Below are 24674 nucleotides of genomic sequence, written 5' to 3' on the forward strand. Positions count from 1 at the left end.
TTATGAAATCATTCGTATTGCTCACTTTATTGATCGGCTTTGTTGCCGTCAGCTGCAAGAAAGAACCCCAAAATCAACCTACTCACATCGACAGCCTGAATACCGGCGACAGTATGGTTTCCGGAACAAAAGGAATTTCACCCGATTCCGGGGACAACACTCTCCCCATGGATAGTACGGCCTATGATGTAGATTCCATAAAAAACAGTAAGTAATCCTGGTCATCTATTTTTAAGGTATTACCGGAATACAGAGGTGTCTATTGTCCAATGAATATTTATGATTCTATGGGCAGATTATTACCATTTTATTAATTCCTAAATTATTTTTTATGGAAGAATCATCGTTATTCAGTCAAACAGGTATTCAGATAACATTATTATTAATGTTAATAATAATTGTGGCCGGATTAATCCTGGTTGTTTTTAAGTTTTTATCCATTTATTCAAGAATATTAAAAAAGAGGGAGCTCGCTGAGAAAATAAAAAGTCTCTCCCCGGAAGAACTCACAGAATATGAAAAAAGAGAAGCGGAACTGAATTTTGAACCTGATGAAAACCAGCTCTCCGGGAACGTACCGCCATCCGATAAAAAAGGGATTATTAAAAATATTAATTCTGTGGAAGAATTTAGGGTTTTCCCTGTTAAAAGAAGAACCTCATCCTTTCAGAAATATGTTTCGGATGATCTCAGTAAGCTTGTCCTGTATTTTTTGGGAACTGCTATTGTATGGCTGATTATCGGAACTACATTCGGTTTATATGCGGGTATAAAATATGTTGCTCCGGATGTAGAACATACCAGCTGGCTCAGCTTCGGCCGGTTAAGACCCGCTCATACTAATTCCGTATTTTGGGGATGGGCTTCCCTGGCCATGGTAGGATTTTCTTATTATGTTGTCACACGGGTAAGCAATGTGGAGAATTATAATATTAAGCAGGGATATGTTTCTCTTATTTTAATCAATCTTGCTGTGCTTACCGGAACTATATCTTTATTAGCGGGAGTTAATAATGGCGGAGGCGAATACCGCGAGTATATATGGCCGATCATGATAACTTTTGGGGCGGGAATTGCCATTTCCGCCCATAACCTTTTTAAGCCCGTAGCAAAAAGGATTGTAAAGGAAATTTATATTTCCAACTGGTATATCATTTCAGGTTTTATGTTTGTCGTTATTGTAATCATAGTAGGATATGTCCCTCTATGGCAGGATGGTGTCGGGGAAACGATCACCCAGGGTTATTATATGCACCAGGCTATCGGAATGTGGTTCATGATGATCAACTTGGGATTAATGTATTACTTTCTTCCCCAGCAGCTTAATAAGCCTATTTATTCTTATAGCTTGGGAGCCCTTGCATTCTGGACACACATCCTGTTTTACACTCTTATCGGAACCCACCATTTTATTTTCAGTGCTATTCCGTGGAGACTGCAGACTACGGCAATTGTGGCGAGTGTAGGAATGCTTATTCCTGTAGCTGCGGGCACTACAAACTTCCTTTTGACATTCAAAGGCTCGTGGTATCAGCTGAAAACAAGCTATACACTGCCTTTTTATTTTATGGCTATCATCTTTTATTTTACCGGATCATTCCAGGGAACTGTGGAGGCTTTCAGGTATACTAATTTACTCTGGCATTTTACGGATTTTACGGTTTCACATTCTCATCTTACCATGTATGGGATCATCACCTTTATGCTTTGGGGATTTTCTTATACGCTCATTCCCCGTCTTACCGGTAAAGAGCCTCCCAAGCTTTTAGTGGGTATACACTTCTGGCTGGCACTGATCGGCTTATTGTTCTATGTGATCGCCTTAATGATCGGAGGAACGCAAACCGGACTGCTTTGGATCAAAAAGAAACCTTTTATAGATGGGGTTATCAATATGTTCCCATTTTGGTTATGGAGGGCAATAGGAGGAACTATGATGTGGGTTTCCCATCTCATTTTTGCTTATAATTTTTACAGGATGGTGAGAACAAAAGAAGATTTTAAGATTCCCCAAACCCCAGCTGAAATATTGGCAGCCAAGAAACAATACCGGAATACATAAGTTAATGCTAAAAATTGAATTATGATGTTATTAAATGATCATAGAATCCTTTACGGATCAGCCCTCTGTCTCTTTCTTTTTCTGACACTCTACATTGCTGTCTTTCCTGCCCTCGATAATCAAAAGATCAATAAGCCACTGCCCCGGCAGGCGAAAATATTGACCAAAGAGGAAAGAGCCGGCAAAATGGTTTATATTGAAAATGGCTGTGTTGCCTGTCATACCCAGCAGGTCAGAAATGTAGAAATGGATAATGTTTTCGGAAAAAGACCCAGCATTCCTGCCGATTTTGCGGTTAACAGAAGAACAGATTTCTGGAGAAACACCGCCAATCTGATGGGAACCCAGCGGGCGGGACCTGATCTTACCAATGTAGGGGAAAGACAACCCAGCTCCGAATGGCACCTCATCCACCTGTATCAGCCGAGAGCAGCTGTGGAAGCTTCTATAATGCCCTCCTATGAATGGCTCTTTATAGAAAGGGATTATTTACAGCCCGGCGATGTTGAAGTAAAAGTCCCGGAAAAATACCTCAAGAAGAATAAAAAAATAGTAGCTACTGCGAAAGCTCTTCAATTGGTGGCCTATTTAAAATCTTTAAGACAGACTGATTACACGGACAAGTCTATCGTCCCTGCTTTTTTGTATAAGCAGGAGAAAAAAGAAGGAACAGCCACACAGGGAGGTGAGAACTTACCGGACGGAGCGGAACTCTTTACCACCAACTGTGCTTCGTGCCACCAGGCCAACGGGGAAGGTGTTCCCGGAGCTTTTCCGCCTCTGAAGGGAAGCCCTGTTGTAGCAGGTGGAGACCTTGAGCTCTATGTAACCATCATAATGAAAGGGTATGATCCGAGACCTGAATTTGCAACGATGCCTGCAGTAGGGACCAATGCCAATTTCACTCCTGAAGATGTCACAGCCGTTATCAACCACGAAAGGACCAGCTGGGGAAATAATGCGAAGAAAGTAACTTTAGAAGAAATCAAAGTAATCATGGACAAAATAAAATAATTATGAAAAATCTTCCGAAACAGACATTCAGTTTAATGCTGACTCTTTTTTCAGTTTATATAGCAGCCTGTGATGCGTGTAAGCTTCAACAGCCTGAAGCAACGAGAGAATGGACCCACGGGACCGGCCCGGATAGCGACTGGGACTGGTTTATTGTAGGAATCGTGATCCTGATAACGGTTTTAGCCTTTTATTATTCAGTTAAATATCTGATAAGACCGGAAGAGAAGGATGAACACCATATTAAGTATACTATTTTCTCAGACGAAAATTAATATTATGACTAAAGACAGCAGTAAAGTATTCCTTTTCATCGATGATGACCTGACTCCGATTGCAGAACTTGACACTCCCATCGTTTTTGATCTGGACACGAAGAAAATCCCGGACGGAGAGCACATTTTGAAAATTGTAAGTCAATCCCCATCTGGAAAAGAAGGCGTAAAGTATATCCACTTCACGGTAGCCAACGGGCCTTCCGTAAAGGTGGAAGGACTGAAAAACAAAGATGTAGTAGACGGAACCTTATCCTTAATGATCAATGCATATGACAAAGGGAACCAGAAAAGCTTCCTTATCAATGGGAGCGAAACCCCACAGACGGTTCCTTTTTGGATCTGGATTCTTATTATTTTGTTTGTAGGCTGGGCCGTTTATTATGAAATAACAAGCTCCAACATAGGATAGTATAATTTGCTATTTCTCACATCTTAAAAAAACATTGATAATCAATAATTTAAAATATTGAATTTTCCGTTTATTTATTGTATATTTGTATGTGATTAATAAATAGGCCTTTGGCTTTGCTTTTAGTTTACAAATTTAAAGTACCCTTTTTTTCTTTCAGTTTTTTGTTTTTCAGCTGCCTTATTTAACCACAATACCAGCATCCTGAATTCCCAAACTACCGAAAAACAATCGGAACCGGAAACGATGTTTCCCCAATTAATGTTGTAAAATCTTCCAGAATACAAGTTGTAGATACAATTTCCTGCTGTAAGAAAAAGTTCAACGCAGAAAAGCAGCACAAGACGGAGACCTTCAATACGATAACTAAATATTAAAAATAATTTATGGCAGATTCTTTCTCTAAAAAAGAAAATTTCAAGAAAAAAATTCAAAAACAAAAAGAAAAAGCGTTAAAACGCGAAGAACGAAAAACCAATAACAACAAAGGTAAAGGGTTAGACGAGATGTTAGTATATGTAGATGAATTCGGAAGGCTGACCTCTACTCCACCTGAAAGCAGACAGGAAGTAAACCTTGAAGAAATTCAGTTGGGTGCTGCTCCTATTCCAGTAGAAGATATCCGTAAAACCGGAATTGTAACCTTTTTCAGTGAAAAAGGATATGGATTTATTACGGAAGACCAAACAAAAGAAAATGTATTTTTCCACACCAACAATTGTAAAGAACTGGTGAAAAAAGGGAATAAAGTTTCTTTTGAAAAAGAAAAGTCTCCAAAAGGATTTTCTGCGATTGATATTGAGCTCGTTAAATAACGGATTAAATAACTTCACATAGTACGGCCGCCCCTTAAAAGGGGCGGCCGTTTTTATAAATCAGGTTCATTTTTGGATTATAATGTTCTTTTACTATTCTTTACGGACGATTTATATTCGTCATTCCAACGCTTCACATCTACATCCAGTCCAAATAAATCCAGGGCTCTGGCCACTGTGTGCGTGACCATTTCATCAATAGACTCCGGTTTCAGATAAAGAGCGGGAACAGGAGGCATTATAACACCACCCATCTCGGTTATCTGGGTCATCGATCGTAAATGTCCCAAATGCAAGGGAGTTTCCCTTAGCATCAGCACCAGCCTTCTCCTCTCCTTCAACACTACATCTGCTGCCCTGGACATTAAAGTGGAGGTAACTCCCGTAGCAATTTCCGACATGGTTTTTACCGAACATGGAGCTATTAGCATTCCTGCCGTCTTGAAAGAACCACTCGCCAATACAGAGCCTATATCCTGAATGGAATGAACCTCATGTGCCAGTGAAGATAAGTGTTCATGGGTAAATTCCGTTTCGTAAGTCCTTACCATTTCTGCAGGCTTACTTACGATAAGATGGGTTTCATAGCCTTCCTGCCTTAAAATTTCCAATGCTCTTACTCCGTATTGAAGTCCCGTAGCACCGCTGATTCCTATTATGATTCTTTTATTCATATATTTCTCTATTAAAATAGTATTTTATTTAAACCAATCCGGCAGATAAGGTGTGGCATCCACGTCTTTGAAATGGGCACGCTGAAAAGTTTCTTTTAAATGAAAAGGTACGGTACAGTCAAATATGGTTTTGGTACTGATCCCGTGAGAAAGTATTTTAGGATCAAAAGCTGCATCCTGAGAAGGATCCAGCTGATGACAGCGTACTCCCGGAATAAAAATAGTGTTCTGCTCTCCCTGATAACGGGTGGTCATCGCCCAAAGCACATCATTGGTATCAAAGATATCGACATCTTCATCCACCAGGATAATCTGCTTAAGCTCGGAATACACACCAAAGGCAATTAAGGCAGCCTGTCTTTCCCTTCCCTGATCGGTAGCTGATCTTTTCTGAACCTGCATAATAGCTAAAAATTTCCCTCCTCCGGCGGAATGGGCATATACATTTTTCAATAATCCGGGTATTGCCTTGTCTACCGCATTATAAATACTTGCCTCCGTAGGGATACCCGCCATATTTACGTGTTCTTCACCAGGTCCTACCAACGTTTGTAAAATAGGATTTTTCCTTGTGGTAACCGCTTTTACTTTTATGACAGGTAAAGAAGGATTAGCAGGACCGTCATAACCAGGGAATTCAGGCATGGCATGACCGCTGTCGGTATTTTTATCTTCTCTCATACGGACATTAGGCAGAATTTCCCCTTCTATTACAATCTCTGCTCGCGCAATGGAATTCTGGTTAACCGTAAGGGCTTTTACAAGTTCTACCGGAGCCTGTCTCAATCCTCCCGCGATCTGTAATTCATCATATCCAAACGGAGTGGTAGGAGCTTCAAAACAGGCTCCGATGTAAATGGCCGGATCCAATCCCATATTAATGGTTATAGGGAGCGCTTCACCTTTCTCTTCTGCTTTTTTACGAAATACATCAATATGTCTTCCGGCCGCAAAAAAGATGGATATTTCATCCTTTCCCTGCACACATAAACGGTGTATGGTAACATCCGCATGGCCGGTTTCGGGATCAGAACCCAGCACCAAGCCCATACAGAAATACGGACCTGCATCTAATGGAGTATTTGTAGGAGCAGGTAAGATTTTCCTGATATCAAAATCCGGATCATCTGCTCTGTACACCACTTCTTGGCAAGGCGGATTTTTACCTTCTGAAAGTACTGGAGGTATTGTATTTTTTACAGCTTCACCTAAATAAATCCCGAGTTCATTTACGGGAGCTCCAAGCAGCTTCGCCACCCTTTCACGGCTGGCATGTACTCCTACCAGCACCCTGGAATCAGGATAGCCTTTAATATTATTAAACATCATAGCCGGACCTATTCTTGTAGGTCTTTCAACAGTTCCTCCTGCTCCTATTTTTTTATAGACTCCTGCAAGATCAGCATTCGGGTCTATTTCAACATCAGTTTCATGGTATTGTTGGGGTAAAGTTTTAAGCAATTCTATAGCACTTCGTAAATCATTTATTTTAGTCATTTGTTGTAATTTTTTAATTATATATTAAATAATAATTGAACTGTAATACATTTAAAGAATGGTATTTTTTTTACAATAAAAAATCCTGGTAAATCCGGAACAATCCTATGGAAACATAATATTGTCCGTTTTTATGAAATAAAATTAGTACATACTTAAAAGTAAGTTATTGTATTTTCACACAATAAATTGGTAAAAAAACACTCTCCTATTTCTGTAATCGGAGTTGAAATTATGTAATAATAAATTGAAAAGGGCATAAAAAAAGCTGTCCGGTTGATGAACAGCTTTTTAACATTTTAATTCTTTTTTATTCTGCCTTATTTTTAAGAGCCATTAAAAGACTGTACGCTCCTTTTTGTACGATCTTTTTATTCTTCAGATATTCCGCTTTGGTAATTTCCGTGAACTTACCGTCAGAAATTCCCACTATTACAGGAATCATCATATAAGTATCTTTTCCCACACTTTCAAAAACATAGTTTTTGTTCTCATAGGAAACAACGGATTCACTGGGCAGTCCCAAGGTATACCTGCTGCTCACATTCACTTCAGCATTGATATACATTCCTTTTACCAATTCCGGGTTGGAAGCGGATAATTTGGCTACTGCCATTGCCGCTCCTCCGTTTTCAATATTAGGAACCATACTTACAATTCTTGCAGCAGTTTTCTTATCGGGGCTCTGATTATTATATACCAGAATATCCTGACCCACTTTAACATCGTTTACATCATTTTCAAAAACCTTGAGCTCCAGCAATAATCCTGATGGATTGATGAGCTCAAATAATGTATCGGACGGATTGATATACTGCCCGTTATTCACCAGAATTTTGCTAACAAATCCACTAAAGGGAGCATAAATGTTGATCCGGCTTCTGATATTTCCAGCGCTGAGGCCTTTTACGTTAATACCAATAATTCTCAGCTTTTCCTCCAGCCCTTTCAGGGTAGCCGTAAGCGTGGAATATTCAGCCTGGGCAGTCTGAAATGTCTTATCGCTGGCCGCCTTGCTTGCATTAAGATCTTTCTGCCTGTTGTAATTAAGCCGGGCGGCTTCCAGCTGGGATTTGGTTACCAGATAATCCTGCTGCAGCTGTATGAACTGCGGATCTTCTACTACTGCCAAAACCTGTCCTTTGCTGACATGGCTGCCCATAATTACGTTAATCGATTTGATATGCCCTCCCATAATACTGGAAAGGGAATTGACCGCAGAAGGGGCCATTTCTACTTTCCCATTCAGCTTTACCTGCTTTTCCATAGTTTTATCCTGAATACTTGTGGTAGAAAGATGAATCGTAGCCATCTGATCTTTCGTCAGACGCAGGATATTCTCTTCTTTGGTAGCCAGTTTCTTGTTTTCATAAACCGTTGGCTCTTCTTTCTTACCGGAGCAGGATGCCAGCAAAGTAATCAGCCCCAACATATATATTGATTGTTTGAAATACATGAGATTATTATTTTGAAATTAAAAAATTAAGTTCCGAAGCAATTTGATTAAGTCTTTCCAGTCCGTCGATATAATCTACTTTTATCTTTACCGCCTGGTTCGTTAATATCACCCAATCCAGAAAATCAATTTCTCCTACGTCCATTTGTTTCTTTGCCGTTTGCAGAATGGTTTCGGATTTGGTTAACTGCTTTTGCTCATAATTTTCTATGATACTGAGCTGATTCATATAATTATTCACCTGCTGCGTCAATCTGTTTTTCAGTTCAATTTCTTTTCTCTGATATTGGTTCTCCGCCACAGCTACTTTGGCCTTAGCCGCTCTCGCCAACGCTCGCTGACCTTGTGTAAACAGGGGAATCCCTACTCCCACCTGTACAGAATTGAAACGATTGTTATTGATATTTTTCATACTCTGGTTGGTATATCCAATAAGAAGATCGGGAAGAAGCCTGCTTTTTTCCAGCTGCACTTCCGCTTCGTTCACTTTAATCTGTTCATTCAGGAATTTCAGCTCCGGATGTTGTTTAATGATCTCTTCAGAAATTTGAAGACAGGCATCCAAAACGGGTTTTTCAGCTACCGGCTGATATGGTTTTTCAGACTGAAGTAAAACCTGGAGCTGAAGCCTTGAAAGACCAAGGTCATTTTCGAGGGCGTTCAGTTGTATATTCACCTGTTCTCTCTGAATTTCCGCAGTGGACTCCTCTAAAATATTTGCTTCTCCTTTTTTTAGCCTAAGGCTTGCCTTATCTGCAAAACTGATATATAATTGACTGATATATTCGAGTACTTTCTTCTTTTCTTCCAGAACAAGAATCTTGTAGAATACATCTGATACTTCCTTGGTAAGCTGCGCTTTGGTTAATTCCTGATTGATCATGCTGGCACTCCATTGTGCATTCAGCATCTGTTTTCTTTTGGAATATACCGTTGGGAAATTGATACGCTGGGTAACAGAAATTGAGTTATCCGTTTCTTCTCCCTGTATCTGCCCTATGCCCCCGGTAATTTCCAATTGAGGAATATCCAGATAACTTGCTTTTAATTTTTCCTGGTAGTCGGAAATCAATTGGGTATTTCTGAGATTTCCATTGTGTTGGTAAGCTATATCCAATGCCTGCTGAAAGGTTATATTTTCCTGTGCCTGAAAGCTTCCAAATGAGATCAGGAACAGCAGTATGGTTAGTTTTTTATAATTTCTTCTAGGGAACTTCATTTTATTTTTATTAATATTTTCAAATAAGACATACAGAATAGGGAGTACAAATAATGTAAGTAAAGTCGCCAGCATCAGCCCTCCTATTACCACAGTTGCTAAAGGTCTTTGTACTTCCGCCCCTGCTCCTTTGCTCAATGCCATAGGGAGAAAACCTAAAGAAGCCACAAAAGCCGTCATCAGTACAGGTCTAAGCCGTGTCCGGGTACCGATCAGAACGATTCTGCTGGTATTCGCTATTCCATATTTTTTAAGTCTGTTAAATTCGGAAATCAATACGATTCCATTGAGAACCGCTACTCCGAATAAGGCTATAAAGCCCACTCCCGCACTGATACTGAAAGGCATACCCCGTAATGCCATCAAGTAAACACCTCCTACTGCGGATAGAGGAATGGCCGTGTAGATCAACAAGCTGTGCTTTACCGATCCAAATGCAAAAAACAGCAGTAAAAATATCATGACCAAGGATACGGGAACTGCAATTCCTAACCTTGCTTTTGCCTGGTTCAAATTTTCAAAGGCTCCTCCATAGGAAATGGTATATCCCTGGGATAATTTCATTTTCTGATCTACTTTCTGCTGAAGCTCTTCAACGATACTCTGGACATCACGTCCCCGGATATTAAATCCCACTACAATTCTCCTTTGTGTATCTTCCCTCTGTATCTGATTGGGACTTTCTTTCAGTTCCACTTTGGCCAGCTGTTTTAAGGGAATCTGCTCCCCACCGGGAGTAGGAACCAGTAAATTCTGAATACTTGTAATATCTTTTTTGTATTCATTATCCATACGGACCACTACATCAAACTTTCTTTCTCCTTCGTATAAAGCACCTGCCGTCTGTCCTGCAAACGCCATATTGATGATCCTGTTGATTTCCATTACGGAAATATTATAGCGGGAAAGCTCCGCACGGTTATATTCAATTACGACCTGAGGGGCTCCCACCACCGGTTCTATGTATAAATCCTGAGCTCCCTTTACCGTATTGATTACGGCTCCCAGCTGTTTGGCATATATAGCAAGACTATCAAGATTTTCTCCATAGATTTTACAGACCACATCCTGCCTTGCCCCCGTCATCAACTCATTGAAACGCATCTGAACAGGAAACTGAAATCCTGTGGTGAGTCCGGGTATTACCTTCAGGGCATCACCCATTTTTTCAGAAAGCTCAGGGAATGAGGAGGCTGAAGTCCATTCTTTTTTAGGCTTCAGGACAATAATCATATCCCCGGAATCCATGGGCATGGGATCTGTCGGAATTTCAGAACTTCCTATTTTAGTTACCACTTTCTCAATTTCTGGAAATTGTTTGAGCAGAATACCTGCTGCCTGTGTAGTTACTTTTTTAGTTTCACTGATGCTGCTTCCCTGAAGTATTCTCATCTCCACTGCAAAATCTCCTTCTTCCAGTGAGGGTATAAACTCTCCCCCCATCCTTGAAAGTGTAAAAACAGCACCCGCAAATAGTATGGTTACGGTCACCAGAATTGTTTTTCTGTATTTGAGGGCTTTGATCAACATGCGATGATGAGCTTCTTCCACTTTGCTCATCACTCTATCGGAGATGTTTGGTTTTTCTTTCTTTTTCCGGCTCAGCACCAGTGAACTCATCATGGGAATATAAGTAAGAGAAAGTATGAAAGCTCCTATGAGTGCAAAAGCAACAGTCTGGGCCATTGGTTTAAACATTTTTCCTTCAATTCCCTGAAGGGTAAATATAGGAAGGTAAACGATCAGGATAATAATTTGTCCGAAAACAGCGCTGTTAACCATTTTTGTGGCAGATCCCGACACCTGCTCATCCATTTGTTTTTTGGTCAGCCTATTATCTTGTCCAAAACTTTTTTTAATGGCGATCTGGTGTAAGACGGCTTCTACAATAATTACGGCTCCGTCCACAATAAGCCCGAAATCCAAGGCTCCAAGACTCATGAGGTTACCTCCTACCCCGAAGACATTCATCATGATAACAGCAAAAAGCATGGATAGCGGAATCACAGATGCTACCAGCAAACCTGCACGGAAATTTCCCAGAAACAGCACCAATATGAAAACTACGATCAATGCCCCTTCCATCAGATTAGTCTTTACGGTGCTGATGGTATTATTCACCATTTTAGCACGGTCAAGAAAAGGTTCTATCACCACACCTTCCGGCAGGGACTCCTGAATTTTCTCCAGCTTCTGCTTAATATTTCCTACGACTTCGTTAGCATTTTCACCTTTAAGCATAAAAACAATGGCTCCGGAAACTTCCCCTGTATCATTATAGGTCATGGTTCCATATCGGGTTGCATATCCTATTTTAACGTCCGCCACATCTTTTAGTAAAACCGGAATTCCGTCCCGGGTATCTGATACCTGAATATTTCCAATGTCTTCAATGGTTCCCAAGAGTCCTTCACTTCGGATAAAGAGCACGGTTTCCTGTTTTTCAATATAAGCTCCTCCTGTATTCTGATTATTTTTTTCCAGAGCATCAAATACATCATTAATATTAAGATTAAAGGCTTGCAGCTTATTGGGATTAATGGCTATTTCATATTGCTTTAATTTTCCACCAAAACTGCTCACATCCGCTACTCCCTTCGTTCCTAAAAGCTGACGGCGAACCACCCAATCCTGAATAGTTCTCAGTTCCGTATCGTCATATACATTTTCATAGCCTTTTTTAGCTCTTACAACATACTGGAAAATCTCTCCTAATCCGGTAGTGACAGGACCTAATTCCGGTGTTCCGATACCTTTCGGAATATTTTCCTGGACCTGCTGTAAACGTTCCTGGACCTGCTGACGGGCCCAATACACATCAGTATCATCATTAAAAACTATGGTCACAAGAGAAAGTCCGAACCGCGAAAAACTACGAAGCTCCGTAATCCCGCTTATATTACTAGTTGCCTGTTCGATAGGGAAAGTAACCAACCGTTCTATATCGGCCGCACCATATGAAGGCGCCACCGTAATTACCTGTACCTGGTTATTTGTAATATCAGGCTGAGCATCTATGGGCAACCTGGTTGTTTCATAAATACCATATACGATAAGCCCTAATGTAAAAAGGCCTATTATGAGTTTATTCTTTACAGAAAACTCAATAATTTTATTTAACATGAATTTTATTAATTGATTGATTGTAACACGAGTGACTACTGTAAATAAAAATTTACAGCATAAAATTTTAAATCTGAATCAATTAACAGAAACGGGGAGGCTGGAAAATTTCAGAGGGGAAGGAACAGGAAAAGTCCTTCTCATGATAAAGGATTTTCTTTTGAGTAATATAAATTTCTTTTATCTTTTCAATATGAAAAATGCTTGACGGTAACTGCGCATGGATCATTAAAACAATGGGGGGATTAATAAACGGCAGCTTCTGATCGGTATCCCAGTCCCCATCTTCCTTGTGATTGTCATAGTGTTCCATAACAAACTGTATAAAGCTTCCATTATAATCCATAAAATGCTCCACTAATACCGGCATCTTGCCTACTTCCGCCAGATTGGTAGTAGCTATACTATAAGTAAGAGCACAAAATATAGATATCCATTTTAACATTACCCTACAAAAATAGGGCTTTTCATTCTTATTATAAACCGGTTCATAAAATTCTTATCTGGAATAAATCAAACTAATGTTTAATAAAAACTCCGGACATTGTACATGCCCGGAGTGATTTTAATTTAGCTTCCCTCCTAATGCTTTAAAAAGCAGAACATTATTCCGGGTATTCTGATGCTGAAACTCCAAGAGGTCGAGCTCAGCCTGTAATTTACTTTTCTGGGAGTTTATGAGCTCAAAGTAGTTGGCATATCCCGTGATGTAAAGGTCATTGGAAACTTCCACCCCTTTATTAAGGAAGCCTACTTCTTCGGATTTCAATTTTAAAACCTTTTCATAAATCCGTGTCTGCTTCAGGATAGCCTGCAACTCATTAAAAGCATTGGTCACACTTTTCTGATAGCTTAAAAAAGCGATTTCCTGTTCTTTACTTGCAATATTAAATTCATGCTTAAGCTGTCCTTTATTAAAAACCGGAACCATTAAACCTCCTAATAACTGGGCTGCCAATGAGGTAGGCTTAAAAAAGGTTTCCGCTGAAAAGGAATTGAGTCCTACACTCGCCCCGATGTCTATTCTCGGATAAAAGGCAGCCTTTGCCACTTTGGCATCTGCCTGGGAAGCTTCTAAAACATAATAATTGGAAGCTACATCCGGACGGGAATGAATTACAGATTCTATATTGATAGGCTTATTCAATACTTCCATATTGGTGGGCATAAGAATTTTACCGCGTTTCACCTCTCCTCCATAGCTTCCCGTAAGAGATGTAATAGCCTGCTCTACTGTAACGATTCCTACTTTTATATGTTCAATCTCTGCCAGCCAGTTGTTATTCTGTGCTTTAAACTGCTGAACAGCCAATTCCGTAGCTTTCCCTACTTCTCGCTGTGCCAGGATAATTTCAAAGGCCCTTTGCTGAAGGTTATAGTTTTTCTGATAAATCTCCAGCTTACTGTCTAAAGCGACTAGCTGATAGTAGAGATTAGCAATATCCGTAAACAGCTCTACCTGTAATAAACGCAATCCTTCTGTGGATGCCAGATATTTCTTCTGGGCTGCTATTTTCTTATTTTTAAGCTTGCCCCATGCATCTATTTCCCAGCTGCTTCTTCCTCCCAACCAGTAATTAGGCGTAAAATCACGGTTTATTTTCTGTTCTTCGGTAATATTAGAGGAAAGGTTGGTATCATAATTACCTACTCCTTCCATGGTGTATTTTCCGTAATGATCCCCTGACGCCCTTACTCCCACTTCCAAACTGGGCAGTAAATCCATTTTGGATCTTTGAAGGAAACTGTTGGCGATTTCTACCCGCTGCTGGGCAATCTGAAAATCAGGATTGGCCTTCACTACCTGATCAAATAATGCCATCAGATGAGGATCCGTAAAATACTCCTTTAAATTAATCTGTTTATAATCACCTGTCTGAGCAGAGTTGGTATTTACAACCCCAGCCGGCAGGGGATTGGCTTTCTTAAGTTCTGCTACCTGAGGAGTGGCACAGGAAGCGAGCGTTAACGCTGCAAAGCCATATAGAATAAATTTATGATTGTACTTTTTCATTTTTTTTCTTGTTTTCCAGTTTTGCAAAAAATATGTATAACCCGGGAATAATAACAAGCCCGAAAACGGTACCTATTAACATTCCACCCGCTGCTGCCGTACCAATGGAACGGTTTCCTATGGCGCCTGCCCCGGAAGCAATACACAAAGGAATCAATCCTGCCACAAACGCAAAGGAAGTCATGAGAATAGGTCTTAAGCGCTGTCTTGCTCCTTCTATCGCGGCAGGGATAATATCATAACCTTCCTTATTTCTCGCTACGGCAAATTCAACAATCAGGATCGCATTTTTAGCCAGCAACCCGATCAGCATGACGAGCGCTACCTGGGCATAGATATTATTTTCCAGGCCAACAAGTACCAAAGCGATATAGGATCCGAAAATACCGGTAGGTAAGCTTAGAAGCACAGGCATCGGTAACAGGAAACTTTCATACTGGGCTGCTAACAGGAGATATACAAAGAGTAAGCAGATCATAAATATATAAATGGTCTGATTTCCTGAAAGGATTTCTTCCCTCGTCATCCCCGACCATTCTATATCAAAGCCTCTCGGAAGCGTTTCTTTTGCCACTCTTTCCACGGCAGCAATCGCATCCCCGGAACTATATCCGTCAGCCGGTTCTCCGTTGATCATGGCTGACATGTACATATTGTAGCGGGTAAGCACTTCGGGACCATACACTTTTTCAATGGTGATAAAAGTGGAGAAAGGAATCATTTCCCCGCTATCATTTTTAAGATAAAGACTGAGTATGCTTTCAGGTGTATCTCTATGCTCCGGACTCGCCTGTACCATCACTTTATACATCTGACTGAAACGGATAAAATTAGTGGCATAATAAGATCCTAGCATCGTCTGTAATGTGGACATCGCATTATCTACCGAGATTCCTTTTTTAGCCGCCATATCGTAATCAATATTGATCATATATTGCGGGAAAGTAGCATCAAAGCTTGTAAAGCTGTTTTGAAGCTCGGGGGCTTCATTCAGCTTCTTGACAAAATCTTTGGTTATTTTATCCGTATTTTCAATGCTGCCGCCGGTACGGTCTAAAAGACGCAGTTCAAATCCACTGGTATTTCCAAATCCGGGAACGGTAGGAGGTGCAAAAATTTCAATTTCGGCATCTGAAATATTTTTTGTTTTCTCGGAAAGCTCAGCAATCAGATCATTAACGGAAATACTACGCTCTTTCCAGTCTTTCATATTAATCATAGCCATTCCATAGGACGAACCTGCTATTTCGGTTACAATGCTGTATCCTGCCAGGGTGGTTACATTTTCCACTCCTTCTATTTTTTTTGAAATTTCGGTTACTTCATCCAGCACTTTTTCTGTTCTTTCCACTGTGGCTCCCTGTGGCGTTGTTACACTTACATAGATCATTCCCTGGTCTTCCATAGGAATAAATCCACTTGGTAAAAACCGGGCTGTAATCCCTGTCAATGCAATGAATAAGAATAAAAGCCCGAAGGTCACAACCGTTCTCGTAGCGAATTTTGAAAGGATATTAACATACCCCTGGGTCAGCCTGTCAAATCCTTTATTGAACCAGGCAAAAAACTTATCCAATATATTTTTCTTCCCGTGATGGTTGTGAGGTTTTAAAATAATGGCACATAAAGCCGGCGTCAGGGTCAAAGCATTTATTCCTGAGATAATAATGCTTATAGCAAGCGTTAATGAAAACTGCCGGTAGAAGACGCCCACAGGCCCATCCAAAAAGGCTACGGGAATGAATACAGCTGACATTACAATCGTAATCGCAACCACAGCCCCTGCAATTTCTTTGGTAGCACTAATGGTGGCTTCCAAAGGTAAAAGTCCTTCTTCCATCTTCACATGGACGGCCTCGACGACGACAATGGCATTGTCCACAACGATCCCTATCGCAAGAACCAGCGCGAACAGGGTTAATAAATTAATAGAGAAATCCAGCATCTGCATAAAGGCAAAGGTCCCCACCAGGGCTACGGGCACCGCCAATACCGGAATTAAAGTAGACCGCCAGTCCTGTAAGAAGATGAATACCACAATCCCAACCAGAATAAAAGCTTCTATCAATGTAACCAATACCGCACTGATTGAGGCATCCAGAAAACGGGATACGTCATATGCCATATTGTATTCCATGCCGGGAGGGAATGAAGTTACTTTAAGTTCCTCCATTTTTTCCTTTACGTTTTTAATCACTTCAGATGCGTTGGATCCCGGACGCTGCTTCATCATAATGGAAGCCGAAGGTCTGCCATCAGTTTTGGAAACCATCCCGTAATTCATAGCCCCAAATTCTACTTTAGCAATATCTTTCAATTTTAAAATAGTTCCGTTCACATCAGCCCGGATGGGTACTTCTTCATATTCTTTAGGTTCAAAAAACTTTCCTCTGTATTTGATTACATATTGTAGCTGGCTGGAGGTTTTTCCCGAGGTTTCTCCCACTTTCCCCGGTGCTGCGGAAATATTCTGCTTTTGCAGGGAAGTAATCACCTCATCTGCGGAAATATTATAGGCCGCCATCTTTTGGGGATCGAGCCATACTCTCATGGAGTATTCTTTCTGCCCCATAATTTCCGCCCGTCCTACTCCGTCAATACGTTTAAGCTCCTGGAGAACATTAATGTCCGTAAAGTTATAGATAAACTGCTCGTCCTGACTTTCATCGGTACTGGTGATATTCAGGTACATCAGCATACTGTTCACTTCTTTTTCTGTCGTTACCCCTGCACGGATTACTTCTTCGGGTAATTCATCCAGAATGGTGGTCACCCTGTTTTGTACGTTTACGGCTGCCACATCGGGATCAGTCCCCACTTCAAAGAATACCTGTATTAAGGTAAGTCCGTCATTGGAGGTCACCGTAGACATATACGTCATACCCGGCACCCCATTTATAGCACGTTCGAGAGGTAAGGCCACTGCGTTTGCTGAAACTTCCGCATTGGCACCCGTATATTTTGCAGTGACGGTTACGGACGGCGGTACAATATCCGGGAATTGGGTGATCGGCAATTTTAACAGGGCCATAATCCCCAGCAAGACAAATATTATGGAAATAACCAACGAAAGAACCTTTCGTCTTATAAACATTTCTACCATGTTAGTTTGATTTAAGATTACAAAAGGTTAATACTTCTTTTTAATTTTGATGGTTTCTCCATCTTTCAAAGACTGTGTTCCTTCATAAATGATTAAATCGCCCTTTTTAAGACCGCTTTCCACTAAATAAGAATCCCTGAGGGTGGTTCCTATCTTAATGTTCGTCATTTTCACTTTATTTTGCTTATCCACTACAAAAACATAGGTTTTATCCTGAATGGAAAATGTAGATTTCTGAGGAATTAAAATGGCATTAGACTGACGTTCAGAAATGGTAAGTTTACCTGAAGTACCATGCTTGATAAGGTGATCAGGATTAGGAAATACCACTTTATACCGGATGGAACCTGTTGCTCTGTCAATTTCACCTTCGGCGGTCCGCAACGTTCCGTTGTATTGATAGTTGGCACCGTTAGGCAAGGTAAGTTCTATTTTCTGATGGTTACCCAATTTATCTTTGGATAAAAGCTCAAAATAAAGGTTTTCTGGAATTGAAAAGTAAGCATAGACTTCATTAAGCTGTGACAAGGTGGTAAGTAGTGAACCGTTTTCCACCAGGCTTCCGTCTTTATAAGGAATTACGTCGATCACTCCATCGAAAGGAGCCGTAATATGGGTAAAGCTTATCTTTTGCAGAACGGTTCTCCTTTCTGCGTCCGCATACGCTTTTTTAGCTCTCGCAGAGGATAGTTTGGCTTTTACCATTTCGAGTTCGTTGTTGGCAACAAATTTTTTATCGTGCAGGCTCTGGATCTGCTTGAGTTCCACTTCTGCAATCCGAAGGTCTGCGTCGGTCTGCTTTAATGCTGCATTGGTCTTTAAAAGCTCCATCTGAAGCTCGGCATCATTGATTTTGAATAAAGGCTGTCCGCGCTTTACAAACTGTCCTTCATTTACATAGATATGCTGAATAAGCCCTGCAATCCGGGAACGGATCTCTACATTTTTTTTGGCCTGAATATCTGTTACAAACTGGTTGCTTACCAGGGTATCTTTTTGTTTTATTTCCAGGACGGGAACTTCTTTTTCCTCCTGCTTATTGTTGTTTTTATTCTTACTACATGAAGTAGCCGATAATATTGTAAGAATACAAATTATTACATGTTTATACATTTCACAATGTTTAAAGTTTTAAAAAATGAATCGAAAAAATTTTGATAAGTGATGTTTCAATTTTTATTTTAAAACAGCTGCAATAAATGGAGGAAAGATTTGACTGCACAGCGAACAAATTCAGGTATAATGTAAGTATTGACCTGCTGGGAAACTTTGTAAACCGTCAAAAAACCATAAAAACAGGCATTATCATCCTTACTGACAGAGTATTTCTGAACTTTGGAAATGGCTGGTAAGGCCTCCATGTCCCAATCTGTCTCTTCCAATACCTTAATAATATCAGCATCTATTTTACAGTAAATTCTGGAATCTACCGATCCTGCCCAATTGTTATTAAAAAGGGTGAAAATAAATAGAAAATAAAAAAAGATAAATGATTTAAGTCTGACCATATCTATTCATAAACGCTTATAAAAAGCAATTATGTAGTATTAAATACAAAAGTATGAATTTTTAATATAGTCACTATCTATTAGTATGTTAAAAAATCATAAATAAATTCTAAAACCTGCTCTATCATTTCTTTTCAGAGATAACTGCTATTACAATCATAATATTCACGTAATTTATTAAATCAAATAAAAATATTAAATTTGCAGATATCAAAACTAATTACATAAATACCTTTATCAATAGTATAAAATTGACCAAATATCAGTTTTGGAGGAAATTACTTAGAATAATCAGATTGATCAATTACTGAATAATCAAAATGGGAAAATTAAAATCTTTTTTTAAAAATCTATATGAATTCACCTCATACTCAGGAATAAAAGACACGGATATTCAAAAGAACAATGATCTCAATATCCTATTTAACCAATATTTTTCCGGTCTTTTCCTTATATTTTTCGTTCACAGTATTTTTAACCTGATCTATTTAGGACTCAATATCCATACTTTATTTTTATCTTCTATTTCCATTTTCTTTCTGATTCTTACATTTTATTTCCACTCTTTAAGAAACAATAAATATGTGATTTCCACCTGTATGTGCTTTTTAACCCTGGTCATCACTTACTACTCCTCAGCATGCGGTGTAAAAAGTGCTACTTTTTTATTTTATTTCCCGCTGATTTCAGCCATTCCTATATTTTTATCTTTTACAAAGGATAAAGCCCATATCATTTTTTTAATTGCTTTCATTTTGCTGAATATATATGTATCGGCAGCCTCAGATTTCAATCTGGTAAGGGAAAATAAGATGATTAAGTATCAGCATACGCTCATGATCCTTAATATAAGCAGCATGCTATTATTTTCGGGATTGAATTTCTTTTTCTGGGAAGAGAAGAAAAAGGAATATTATAATACCTTAACCACGAACTATAACAAAAGAGGACTTATCCAAAACCTAAGCAATGAGCTGTCTTCACTAAAAGAATTACTTTCTTCCCAAAAACAGTTCACCGAGGAAACACTGGATGATCTTTTAAATTCTTTACAGCTAAGTGATACCATTTTTCTGGAAAAATTCGACAAGCATTTTCCGAATTTCTTCCAAAAGCTTAAGGAAGATACTCCCTCAGAGCTTACTCCTTCCGATCTTAAGTTCTGTGCATTGCTCAAACTGGGCTTCAGTACGAAAGAAATATCCGTCTATACCGATACCTCGCTAAAGTCGGTGGAAGGTAAGAAATACAGATTACGAAAGAAGCTGAGAATTCCTGCCCATGTAAATTCCCAATTGTGGTTTACGGAAGTCTGATTCCCTATTTTTTATAGTGTAAGAAAATTCCAAAATCCGTCGGAGTCCATAACGCGGCTTTTTGTCCCGCTGCTTTTAACGCATCGTTGGCCCAGGTATTACAGGTATTCAGAAAGTTATAGCTTCCTTTAGCATCATAGAAGGCATCATTATCTCCGTATACGGCATTGGTAGGTACCAAAATAAAATTTCCGTTTGCATCCCTGTCGAATTTATCTTCTACAAATTTCACCAATTTCCGGTATTGTGTCTTGCTGATCATTATTTTCTTGCAGTCATCTCCTTCTTTCATAGTTTCATAGTAGGTGCAGTGCATTGCAGATTCACTCAGCCAAAATGCAGCTTTAAATGCGGTAGAAAATTTCAAATCCGCCCAGGTAGGAGTATCGAGATAGAACCCTTTGTCACCCCATCCTATTCCCACATAGTTAAAATCCGTTCTTTTGGAAACCGTATTGCTAAAAGGAACTTTTGCGCTCCAGTCCTGGATTTCATTTTGTACGGGCATTACGATATCCGTGTGAACACCATTGGTATAGATATAGATCGGCACTTCTTTAACCTGTCCATCATCTTTTGCTGATACGGGAATAAGGGGAAGAAGAAGTCCCAAAATGATATAGAGCAGAATAATTCCAACAATAATACCCATAGTTCTCAATAAGTATTTCCCAATTTTCTTTACATTCATGTGCTTACGTTAAATAAATTTAATTATAAATTTCTCCAAAAGTATTTGTTTTATTTGAAAATTTGATTAAATTTAAATACCAAATATCAATAAAATATGCATAAAAACATCAAATCCCAAAAAAGATTTAAAATCAGAGTAAAAATAGCTCCAAAAAGAGTACAAAAGAAACATTGATTTTCAGAGAGACTTTTCTTCTCCTGAGAATCATTTTTTTTTGAACCGGGATTATTCTACCGCTTTAAATCCATCTCCTTAGATCTCTTTATCTAAGGCATGATCATCACCCCCTGTTTTTGGAACAACAAAATTTCCAAAAAAGTAATTTTCACCAAAAAATTTCAGGAACCTTTTTTATTCATTCAGAAAGTCGATATTTCTTTTGAGCCCGGCAAATTTAGTTCTTTTTACCGGTGACTTTCTGAAAATTTCTGAAAATAACTCCTGGGTAAGCTCTTTCCATTCACTCTTTTTAAAACTTTTCAGGTATTCATTGGGCCGGAACCGGCTTTGAAGATTAGGAACCGAGAAACGATTCCAGGGACATACGTCCTGACAGATATCGCAGCCAAACATCCAGTCCTCCATTTTATTCTTGAAATAATCCGGAATATCATTTTTAAGCTCAATGGTAGCATAAGAAATACATTTGCTTCCGTCAATGATCTTATCATAAACAATTGCATCCGTAGGGCAAGCTTCTATACATTTTTTACATGTTCCGCAATGATCAGTGGTTTCATGATCTTCAGCAAGGTCCAGATCACATATGATTTCAGCGAGAAAATAGAAGGATCCGCTTTGCTTGGTGATAAGGTTTGCATTTTTGCCTACCCATCCTATTCCCGATTTTCTGGCCCAGCTTCTCTCCAGTACCGGCGCAGAATCTACGAAGATCCGAAACTGAAAATCCCCTATTTCTTCCTGCAGCTCACTGACCAGTTCACGAAGAATTTCTTTAATTACTTCATGATAGTCTTCTGCATAGGCATATTTAGAGATTTTAAAATTTTCTAAAACGGAAAGCTTTTCTTCTGGGAAATAATTATAGGAGAGAGAAATGACCGATTTAGCTCCTTCCACCAATAGTCTGGGATCCAGTCTTTTATCAAAATAATTTTCCATATATTTCATTTCTCCATGGAAATTATTCTTCAGCCATTGTTCCAGATGAGGTGCATCTTCTTCTAAGAAATCTGCTTTAGAAATACCACAATCCTGAAATCCAAAACGTTTTGCCTTGGATTTGATCAATTGAGAATATTTTTCAGCTTTGGAATTCATGATTACGCATTGCAAAACTAAGATTATTTTATAAATTTGTTGAAACTCGGACAATTGAAATCATTCATGGATCTGTTTTTATATTTTTAACTTTAAAAAAATTTATACAAATTATGTCGTTAGCAGAAGTAATACAATCAGGAAACTATCAGTTAATAGACGTTCGTGAACCCATGGAACTGGAAATGGACGGTAATATAGAAGGAGCTAAAAATATTCCGCTTGGTGAAGTAGAAGAGAGAAAGGATGAAATTCTTTCCATCGAAAAACCTGTTATTTTATTCTGCAGAAGTGGAAATAGGAGTGGAAAAGCATTGGAATATCTTACTGGCCAGGGCCTTGAAAATGGCTATAACGGCGGTGGATGGGCTGATCTGAAAGCTACAATAGAATCAAATAAAGGAACTTTTTAAGGTTCCTTTTTTATTTTAAATCAGGTAAGAGAACTTATATACTCCGCAGCTTTATCCAAAACCAGATCGGGAACTTCTTTATGTGGGGTATGCCCGACATTCGGAATTATATATTGATCCGTGCTGCCACTTACCTGTGATAATGTTTTTCCAACCTGATCCAACGTACCATATTCGTCTGCTTCTCCCTGAATGAATAGCAAGGGACAGATTATTCCTTTGAGGAGATATTCGATATTCCATTGTCTGTAATCTTCCCGTGTCCAGGTTTCCGTCCAAGCTTTAAAAAGTATTTCTACTTTGTCACCGTGATATTTTTTCAATCTCTCGGGTAAATTAGTTGTTTTATAGGCTTCCCAGGCTTCATAGATACCTTTCAGGGTAACATCTTCTACAAAAATATGTCCGGCTTCGCAGATCACTGCTTTTACTTTCTGAGGATATTTACTCGCCGTTATTAATGCAATAGTTCCTCCGTCACTGTGTCCGAAAAGAATTGCATCATTAATATTCAGGCTTTCCAAAAGATCATTCAAGGTATCGGATTCCAATTCCATATAATTGACCGGTCTGATGTAAGTGGGCATAGGGTCAGATTTACCATATCCCAGGCGGTCATACACCAAAACGTTACATCCTGTTGCTTCCGACAGTTTTGAGGGCAGATCCCTCCAAAGCTGTACACATCCTAAAGAATCGTGTAAAAAGACAAGAGTGGGCCTATTTGGAAATGAATGATTGTATTCCGTATAAAGATTTTGTCCTTTAACATTCACTAATCTACTCTGCATCATGAGACTGTTCTCCATTAAAAATCAGGCATTTCTGCATTTTTAAATTCTTTCAATAAGTTTTCAAAAACGGTTTTTACGGGAAGTACTTCTTCTATCAATGCTGAAACCTGTCCGATTTCCAGTTCTCCTTCTTCCATATCTCCTTCAAACATTCCTTTTTTGGCTCTGGCTTTTCCCAAGGTGGCTGTTAAAGCTTCCGCATTTCTTCCCGCCTGGTATATGGTTTCAAGCTCATTAAAAAATTTATTCTTAACCAGTCTTACAGGAGCAAGCTCTTTCAGGGTCAGATGAGTATCTCCTTCTGTGAGTTCTGTAATTTTCTGTTTCCAGTTGACATGGGCACTAGCTTCGTCTGTCGCAGCAAACCGGGAACCTATCTGCACCCCGTCTGCTCCTAAAATCATAGCGGCCTTTATCTGTGAACCGAGAGCAATTCCTCCGGCGGCAATAAGTGGTTTGGAGATGTGTTTTTTAACATTCGGAAGTAAGCAGAAGGTTGTGGTTTCATCTCTTCCGTTATGTCCACCCGCTTCAAAGCCTTCCGCTACCACAGCATCTACTCCTGCTTCTTCACATTTTACTGCAAACTTGGTAGAGGAAACTACATGGGCTACTTTTAAGCCTTCTTTCTGTAAGGTTTCCGTGTAGGTCTTCGGATTCCCGGCAGAGGTAAAAACAATTTTAACTCCTTCTTCGAGAATAATCTGTATTACTTCATCCAGATTCGGGTAAAGCATGGGCACATTCACACCAAAAGGTTTATCGGTAGCTTTTTTACATTTCCGGATATTTTCTCTTAAAATATCGGGATACATACTTCCTGCACCTATTAATCCCAGACCTCCACAATTGGAAACGGCTGAAGCCAGCTTCCACCCGGAGTGCCATATCATTCCTGCCTGGATAATGGGATATTGTATATTAAAAAGTCGGGTTATTCTGTTTTGATTTTCCTGCATGTCCCTGAATTTTTTAGCGGTATTAAAGTCTATAAAATTACTCAT

General features: G+C 39.4%; 21 protein-coding genes. 9 read left to right on the forward strand and 12 right to left on the reverse strand.

Annotated features, from left to right (window positions below):
* Positions 1–2 precede the first annotated feature (2 nt).
* The 6 genes from ABJ974_RS11355 to ABJ974_RS11380 all read left to right on the forward strand — a co-directional run bounded on the left by ABJ974_RS11355 (position 3) and on the right by ABJ974_RS11380 (position 4578).
* On the forward strand, positions 3–215 hold the full coding sequence (locus ABJ974_RS11355) for a hypothetical protein (protein WP_419868363.1): 213 nt from the start codon (positions 3–5) through the stop codon (positions 213–215).
* 170 nt (positions 216–385) lie between these two features.
* Positions 386–2062 carry a cbb3-type cytochrome c oxidase subunit I gene (locus tag ABJ974_RS11360; protein WP_419868364.1) on the forward strand — a complete coding sequence of 559 codons (1677 nt, stop codon included), beginning with the start codon at positions 386–388 and terminating at the stop codon, positions 2060–2062.
* Between the two features lie 21 nt (positions 2063–2083).
* Positions 2084–3076, forward strand: coding sequence for a cytochrome c (locus ABJ974_RS11365; RefSeq protein WP_419868365.1), 993 nt, complete (start codon positions 2084–2086; stop codon positions 3074–3076).
* Positions 3077–3078: 2 nt separating this feature from the next.
* Positions 3079–3351 (forward strand): hypothetical protein, encoded by a 273-nt coding sequence (locus tag ABJ974_RS11370; protein ID WP_419868366.1) that lies wholly within the window; start codon positions 3079–3081, stop codon positions 3349–3351.
* Between the two features lie 4 nt (positions 3352–3355).
* Entirely contained in the window at positions 3356–3763 is a 408-nt protein-coding gene (locus ABJ974_RS11375; protein WP_419868367.1) for a cytochrome C, read from the forward strand.
* A gap of 386 nt (positions 3764–4149) precedes the next feature.
* Positions 4150–4578 (forward strand): cold shock domain-containing protein, encoded by a 429-nt coding sequence (locus ABJ974_RS11380; protein WP_419868368.1) that lies wholly within the window; start codon positions 4150–4152, stop codon positions 4576–4578.
* A 77-nt stretch (positions 4579–4655) separates the two neighbouring features.
* Here ABJ974_RS11380 and ABJ974_RS11385 read toward each other — a convergent pair whose 3' ends face one another.
* The 8 genes from ABJ974_RS11385 to ABJ974_RS11420 form a co-directional block, all read right to left on the reverse strand.
* A complete protein-coding gene (locus ABJ974_RS11385; RefSeq protein ID WP_419868369.1) occupies positions 4656–5252 on the reverse strand; it encodes a UbiX family flavin prenyltransferase in 597 nt (198 codons plus the stop codon).
* A 24-nt stretch (positions 5253–5276) separates the two neighbouring features.
* Positions 5277–6749: a UbiD family decarboxylase gene (locus tag ABJ974_RS11390; RefSeq protein WP_419868370.1), complete on the reverse strand. Its 1473-nt coding sequence runs from the start codon at positions 6747–6749 to the stop codon at positions 5277–5279.
* Between the two features lie 310 nt (positions 6750–7059).
* Positions 7060–8205 (reverse strand): efflux RND transporter periplasmic adaptor subunit, encoded by a 1146-nt coding sequence (locus ABJ974_RS11395; protein ID WP_419868371.1) that lies wholly within the window; start codon positions 8203–8205, stop codon positions 7060–7062.
* Positions 8206–8212: 7 nt separating this feature from the next.
* On the reverse strand, positions 8213–12547 hold the full coding sequence (locus ABJ974_RS11400; RefSeq protein ID WP_419868372.1) for a CusA/CzcA family heavy metal efflux RND transporter: 4335 nt from the start codon (positions 12545–12547) through the stop codon (positions 8213–8215).
* An 82-nt stretch (positions 12548–12629) separates the two neighbouring features.
* Positions 12630–12992, reverse strand: a complete 363-nt coding sequence (locus ABJ974_RS11405) for a hypothetical protein (protein WP_419868373.1) — start codon at positions 12990–12992, stop codon at positions 12630–12632.
* Between the two features lie 120 nt (positions 12993–13112).
* Positions 13113–14561, reverse strand: coding sequence for a TolC family protein (locus tag ABJ974_RS11410; protein ID WP_419868374.1), 1449 nt, complete (start codon positions 14559–14561; stop codon positions 13113–13115).
* Positions 14542–17664 carry an efflux RND transporter permease subunit gene (locus ABJ974_RS11415; protein ID WP_419868375.1) on the reverse strand — a complete coding sequence of 1041 codons (3123 nt, stop codon included), beginning with the start codon at positions 17662–17664 and terminating at the stop codon, positions 14542–14544. The genes ABJ974_RS11410 and ABJ974_RS11415 overlap by 20 nt, the downstream gene beginning before the upstream one ends.
* A 27-nt stretch (positions 17665–17691) precedes the next feature.
* Positions 17692–18777, reverse strand: coding sequence for an efflux RND transporter periplasmic adaptor subunit (locus ABJ974_RS11420; protein ID WP_419868376.1), 1086 nt, complete (start codon positions 18775–18777; stop codon positions 17692–17694).
* An 86-nt stretch (positions 18778–18863) separates the two neighbouring features.
* On the opposite strand from ABJ974_RS11420, the gene ABJ974_RS11425 reads away from it, so the two are divergent.
* The gene (locus ABJ974_RS11425; protein ID WP_419868377.1) at positions 18864–19016 is read left to right on the forward strand and encodes a hypothetical protein; all 153 of its coding nucleotides are present in this window, start codon (positions 18864–18866) and stop codon (positions 19014–19016) included.
* A gap of 476 nt (positions 19017–19492) precedes the next feature.
* Positions 19493–20488: a helix-turn-helix transcriptional regulator gene (locus tag ABJ974_RS11430; protein WP_419868378.1), complete on the forward strand. Its 996-nt coding sequence runs from the start codon at positions 19493–19495 to the stop codon at positions 20486–20488.
* 4 nt (positions 20489–20492) lie between these two features.
* Here ABJ974_RS11430 and ABJ974_RS11435 read toward each other — a convergent pair whose 3' ends face one another.
* Both ABJ974_RS11435 and queG read right to left on the reverse strand, forming a co-directional pair.
* Complete coding sequence (locus ABJ974_RS11435; protein WP_419868379.1) at positions 20493–21179, reverse strand: TIGR02117 family protein; 687 nt, start codon at positions 21177–21179, stop codon at positions 20493–20495.
* 354 nt (positions 21180–21533) lie between these two features.
* A complete protein-coding gene (gene queG, locus ABJ974_RS11440) occupies positions 21534–22463 on the reverse strand; it encodes a tRNA epoxyqueuosine(34) reductase QueG (protein ID WP_419868380.1) in 930 nt (309 codons plus the stop codon).
* A gap of 113 nt (positions 22464–22576) precedes the next feature.
* On the opposite strand from queG, the gene ABJ974_RS11445 reads away from it, so the two are divergent.
* Positions 22577–22876, forward strand: a complete 300-nt coding sequence (locus ABJ974_RS11445) for a rhodanese-like domain-containing protein (protein WP_419868381.1) — start codon at positions 22577–22579, stop codon at positions 22874–22876.
* Positions 22877–22896: 20 nt separating this feature from the next.
* Here ABJ974_RS11445 and ABJ974_RS11450 read toward each other — a convergent pair whose 3' ends face one another.
* Entirely contained in the window at positions 22897–23685 is a 789-nt protein-coding gene (locus tag ABJ974_RS11450) for an alpha/beta fold hydrolase (RefSeq protein ID WP_419868382.1), read from the reverse strand.
* Positions 23685–24674: an NAD(P)H-dependent flavin oxidoreductase gene (locus ABJ974_RS11455; RefSeq protein WP_419868383.1), complete on the reverse strand. Its 990-nt coding sequence runs from the start codon at positions 24672–24674 to the stop codon at positions 23685–23687. Before ABJ974_RS11455 ends, ABJ974_RS11450 begins: the two co-directional genes overlap by 1 nt.

Origin of the sequence: Chryseobacterium sp. CT-SW4, from assembly GCF_048572715.1 — a bacterium.
Taxonomy (GTDB): domain Bacteria; phylum Bacteroidota; class Bacteroidia; order Flavobacteriales; family Weeksellaceae; genus Chryseobacterium.

Coding starts and splice junctions, on each gene's coding strand:
- ABJ974_RS11370 (WP_419868366.1), top strand. CDS start 3,079: ATGAAAAATCTTCCGAAACAGACATTCAGTTTAATGCTGACTCTTTTT.
- ABJ974_RS11420 (WP_419868376.1), bottom strand. CDS start 18,777: ATGTATAAACATGTAATAATTTGTATTCTTACAATATTATCGGCTACT.
- ABJ974_RS11415 (WP_419868375.1), bottom strand. CDS start 17,664: ATGGTAGAAATGTTTATAAGACGAAAGGTTCTTTCGTTGGTTATTTCC.
- ABJ974_RS11445 (WP_419868381.1), top strand. CDS start 22,577: ATGTCGTTAGCAGAAGTAATACAATCAGGAAACTATCAGTTAATAGAC.
- ABJ974_RS11450 (WP_419868382.1), bottom strand. CDS start 23,685: ATGGAGAACAGTCTCATGATGCAGAGTAGATTAGTGAATGTTAAAGGA.
- ABJ974_RS11355 (WP_419868363.1), top strand. CDS start 3: ATGAAATCATTCGTATTGCTCACTTTATTGATCGGCTTTGTTGCCGTC.
- ABJ974_RS11365 (WP_419868365.1), top strand. CDS start 2,084: ATGATGTTATTAAATGATCATAGAATCCTTTACGGATCAGCCCTCTGT.
- queG (WP_419868380.1), bottom strand. CDS start 22,463: ATGAATTCCAAAGCTGAAAAATATTCTCAATTGATCAAATCCAAGGCA.
- ABJ974_RS11405 (WP_419868373.1), bottom strand. CDS start 12,992: ATGTTAAAATGGATATCTATATTTTGTGCTCTTACTTATAGTATAGCT.
- ABJ974_RS11455 (WP_419868383.1), bottom strand. CDS start 24,674: ATGAGTAATTTTATAGACTTTAATACCGCTAAAAAATTCAGGGACATG.
- ABJ974_RS11390 (WP_419868370.1), bottom strand. CDS start 6,749: ATGACTAAAATAAATGATTTACGAAGTGCTATAGAATTGCTTAAAACT.
- ABJ974_RS11430 (WP_419868378.1), top strand. CDS start 19,493: ATGGGAAAATTAAAATCTTTTTTTAAAAATCTATATGAATTCACCTCA.
- ABJ974_RS11375 (WP_419868367.1), top strand. CDS start 3,356: ATGACTAAAGACAGCAGTAAAGTATTCCTTTTCATCGATGATGACCTG.
- ABJ974_RS11395 (WP_419868371.1), bottom strand. CDS start 8,205: ATGTATTTCAAACAATCAATATATATGTTGGGGCTGATTACTTTGCTG.
- ABJ974_RS11400 (WP_419868372.1), bottom strand. CDS start 12,547: ATGTTAAATAAAATTATTGAGTTTTCTGTAAAGAATAAACTCATAATA.
- ABJ974_RS11425 (WP_419868377.1), top strand. CDS start 18,864: ATGGAGGAAAGATTTGACTGCACAGCGAACAAATTCAGGTATAATGTA.
- ABJ974_RS11385 (WP_419868369.1), bottom strand. CDS start 5,252: ATGAATAAAAGAATCATAATAGGAATCAGCGGTGCTACGGGACTTCAA.
- ABJ974_RS11360 (WP_419868364.1), top strand. CDS start 386: ATGTTAATAATAATTGTGGCCGGATTAATCCTGGTTGTTTTTAAGTTT.
- ABJ974_RS11380 (WP_419868368.1), top strand. CDS start 4,150: ATGGCAGATTCTTTCTCTAAAAAAGAAAATTTCAAGAAAAAAATTCAA.
- ABJ974_RS11410 (WP_419868374.1), bottom strand. CDS start 14,561: ATGAAAAAGTACAATCATAAATTTATTCTATATGGCTTTGCAGCGTTA.
- ABJ974_RS11435 (WP_419868379.1), bottom strand. CDS start 21,179: ATGAATGTAAAGAAAATTGGGAAATACTTATTGAGAACTATGGGTATT.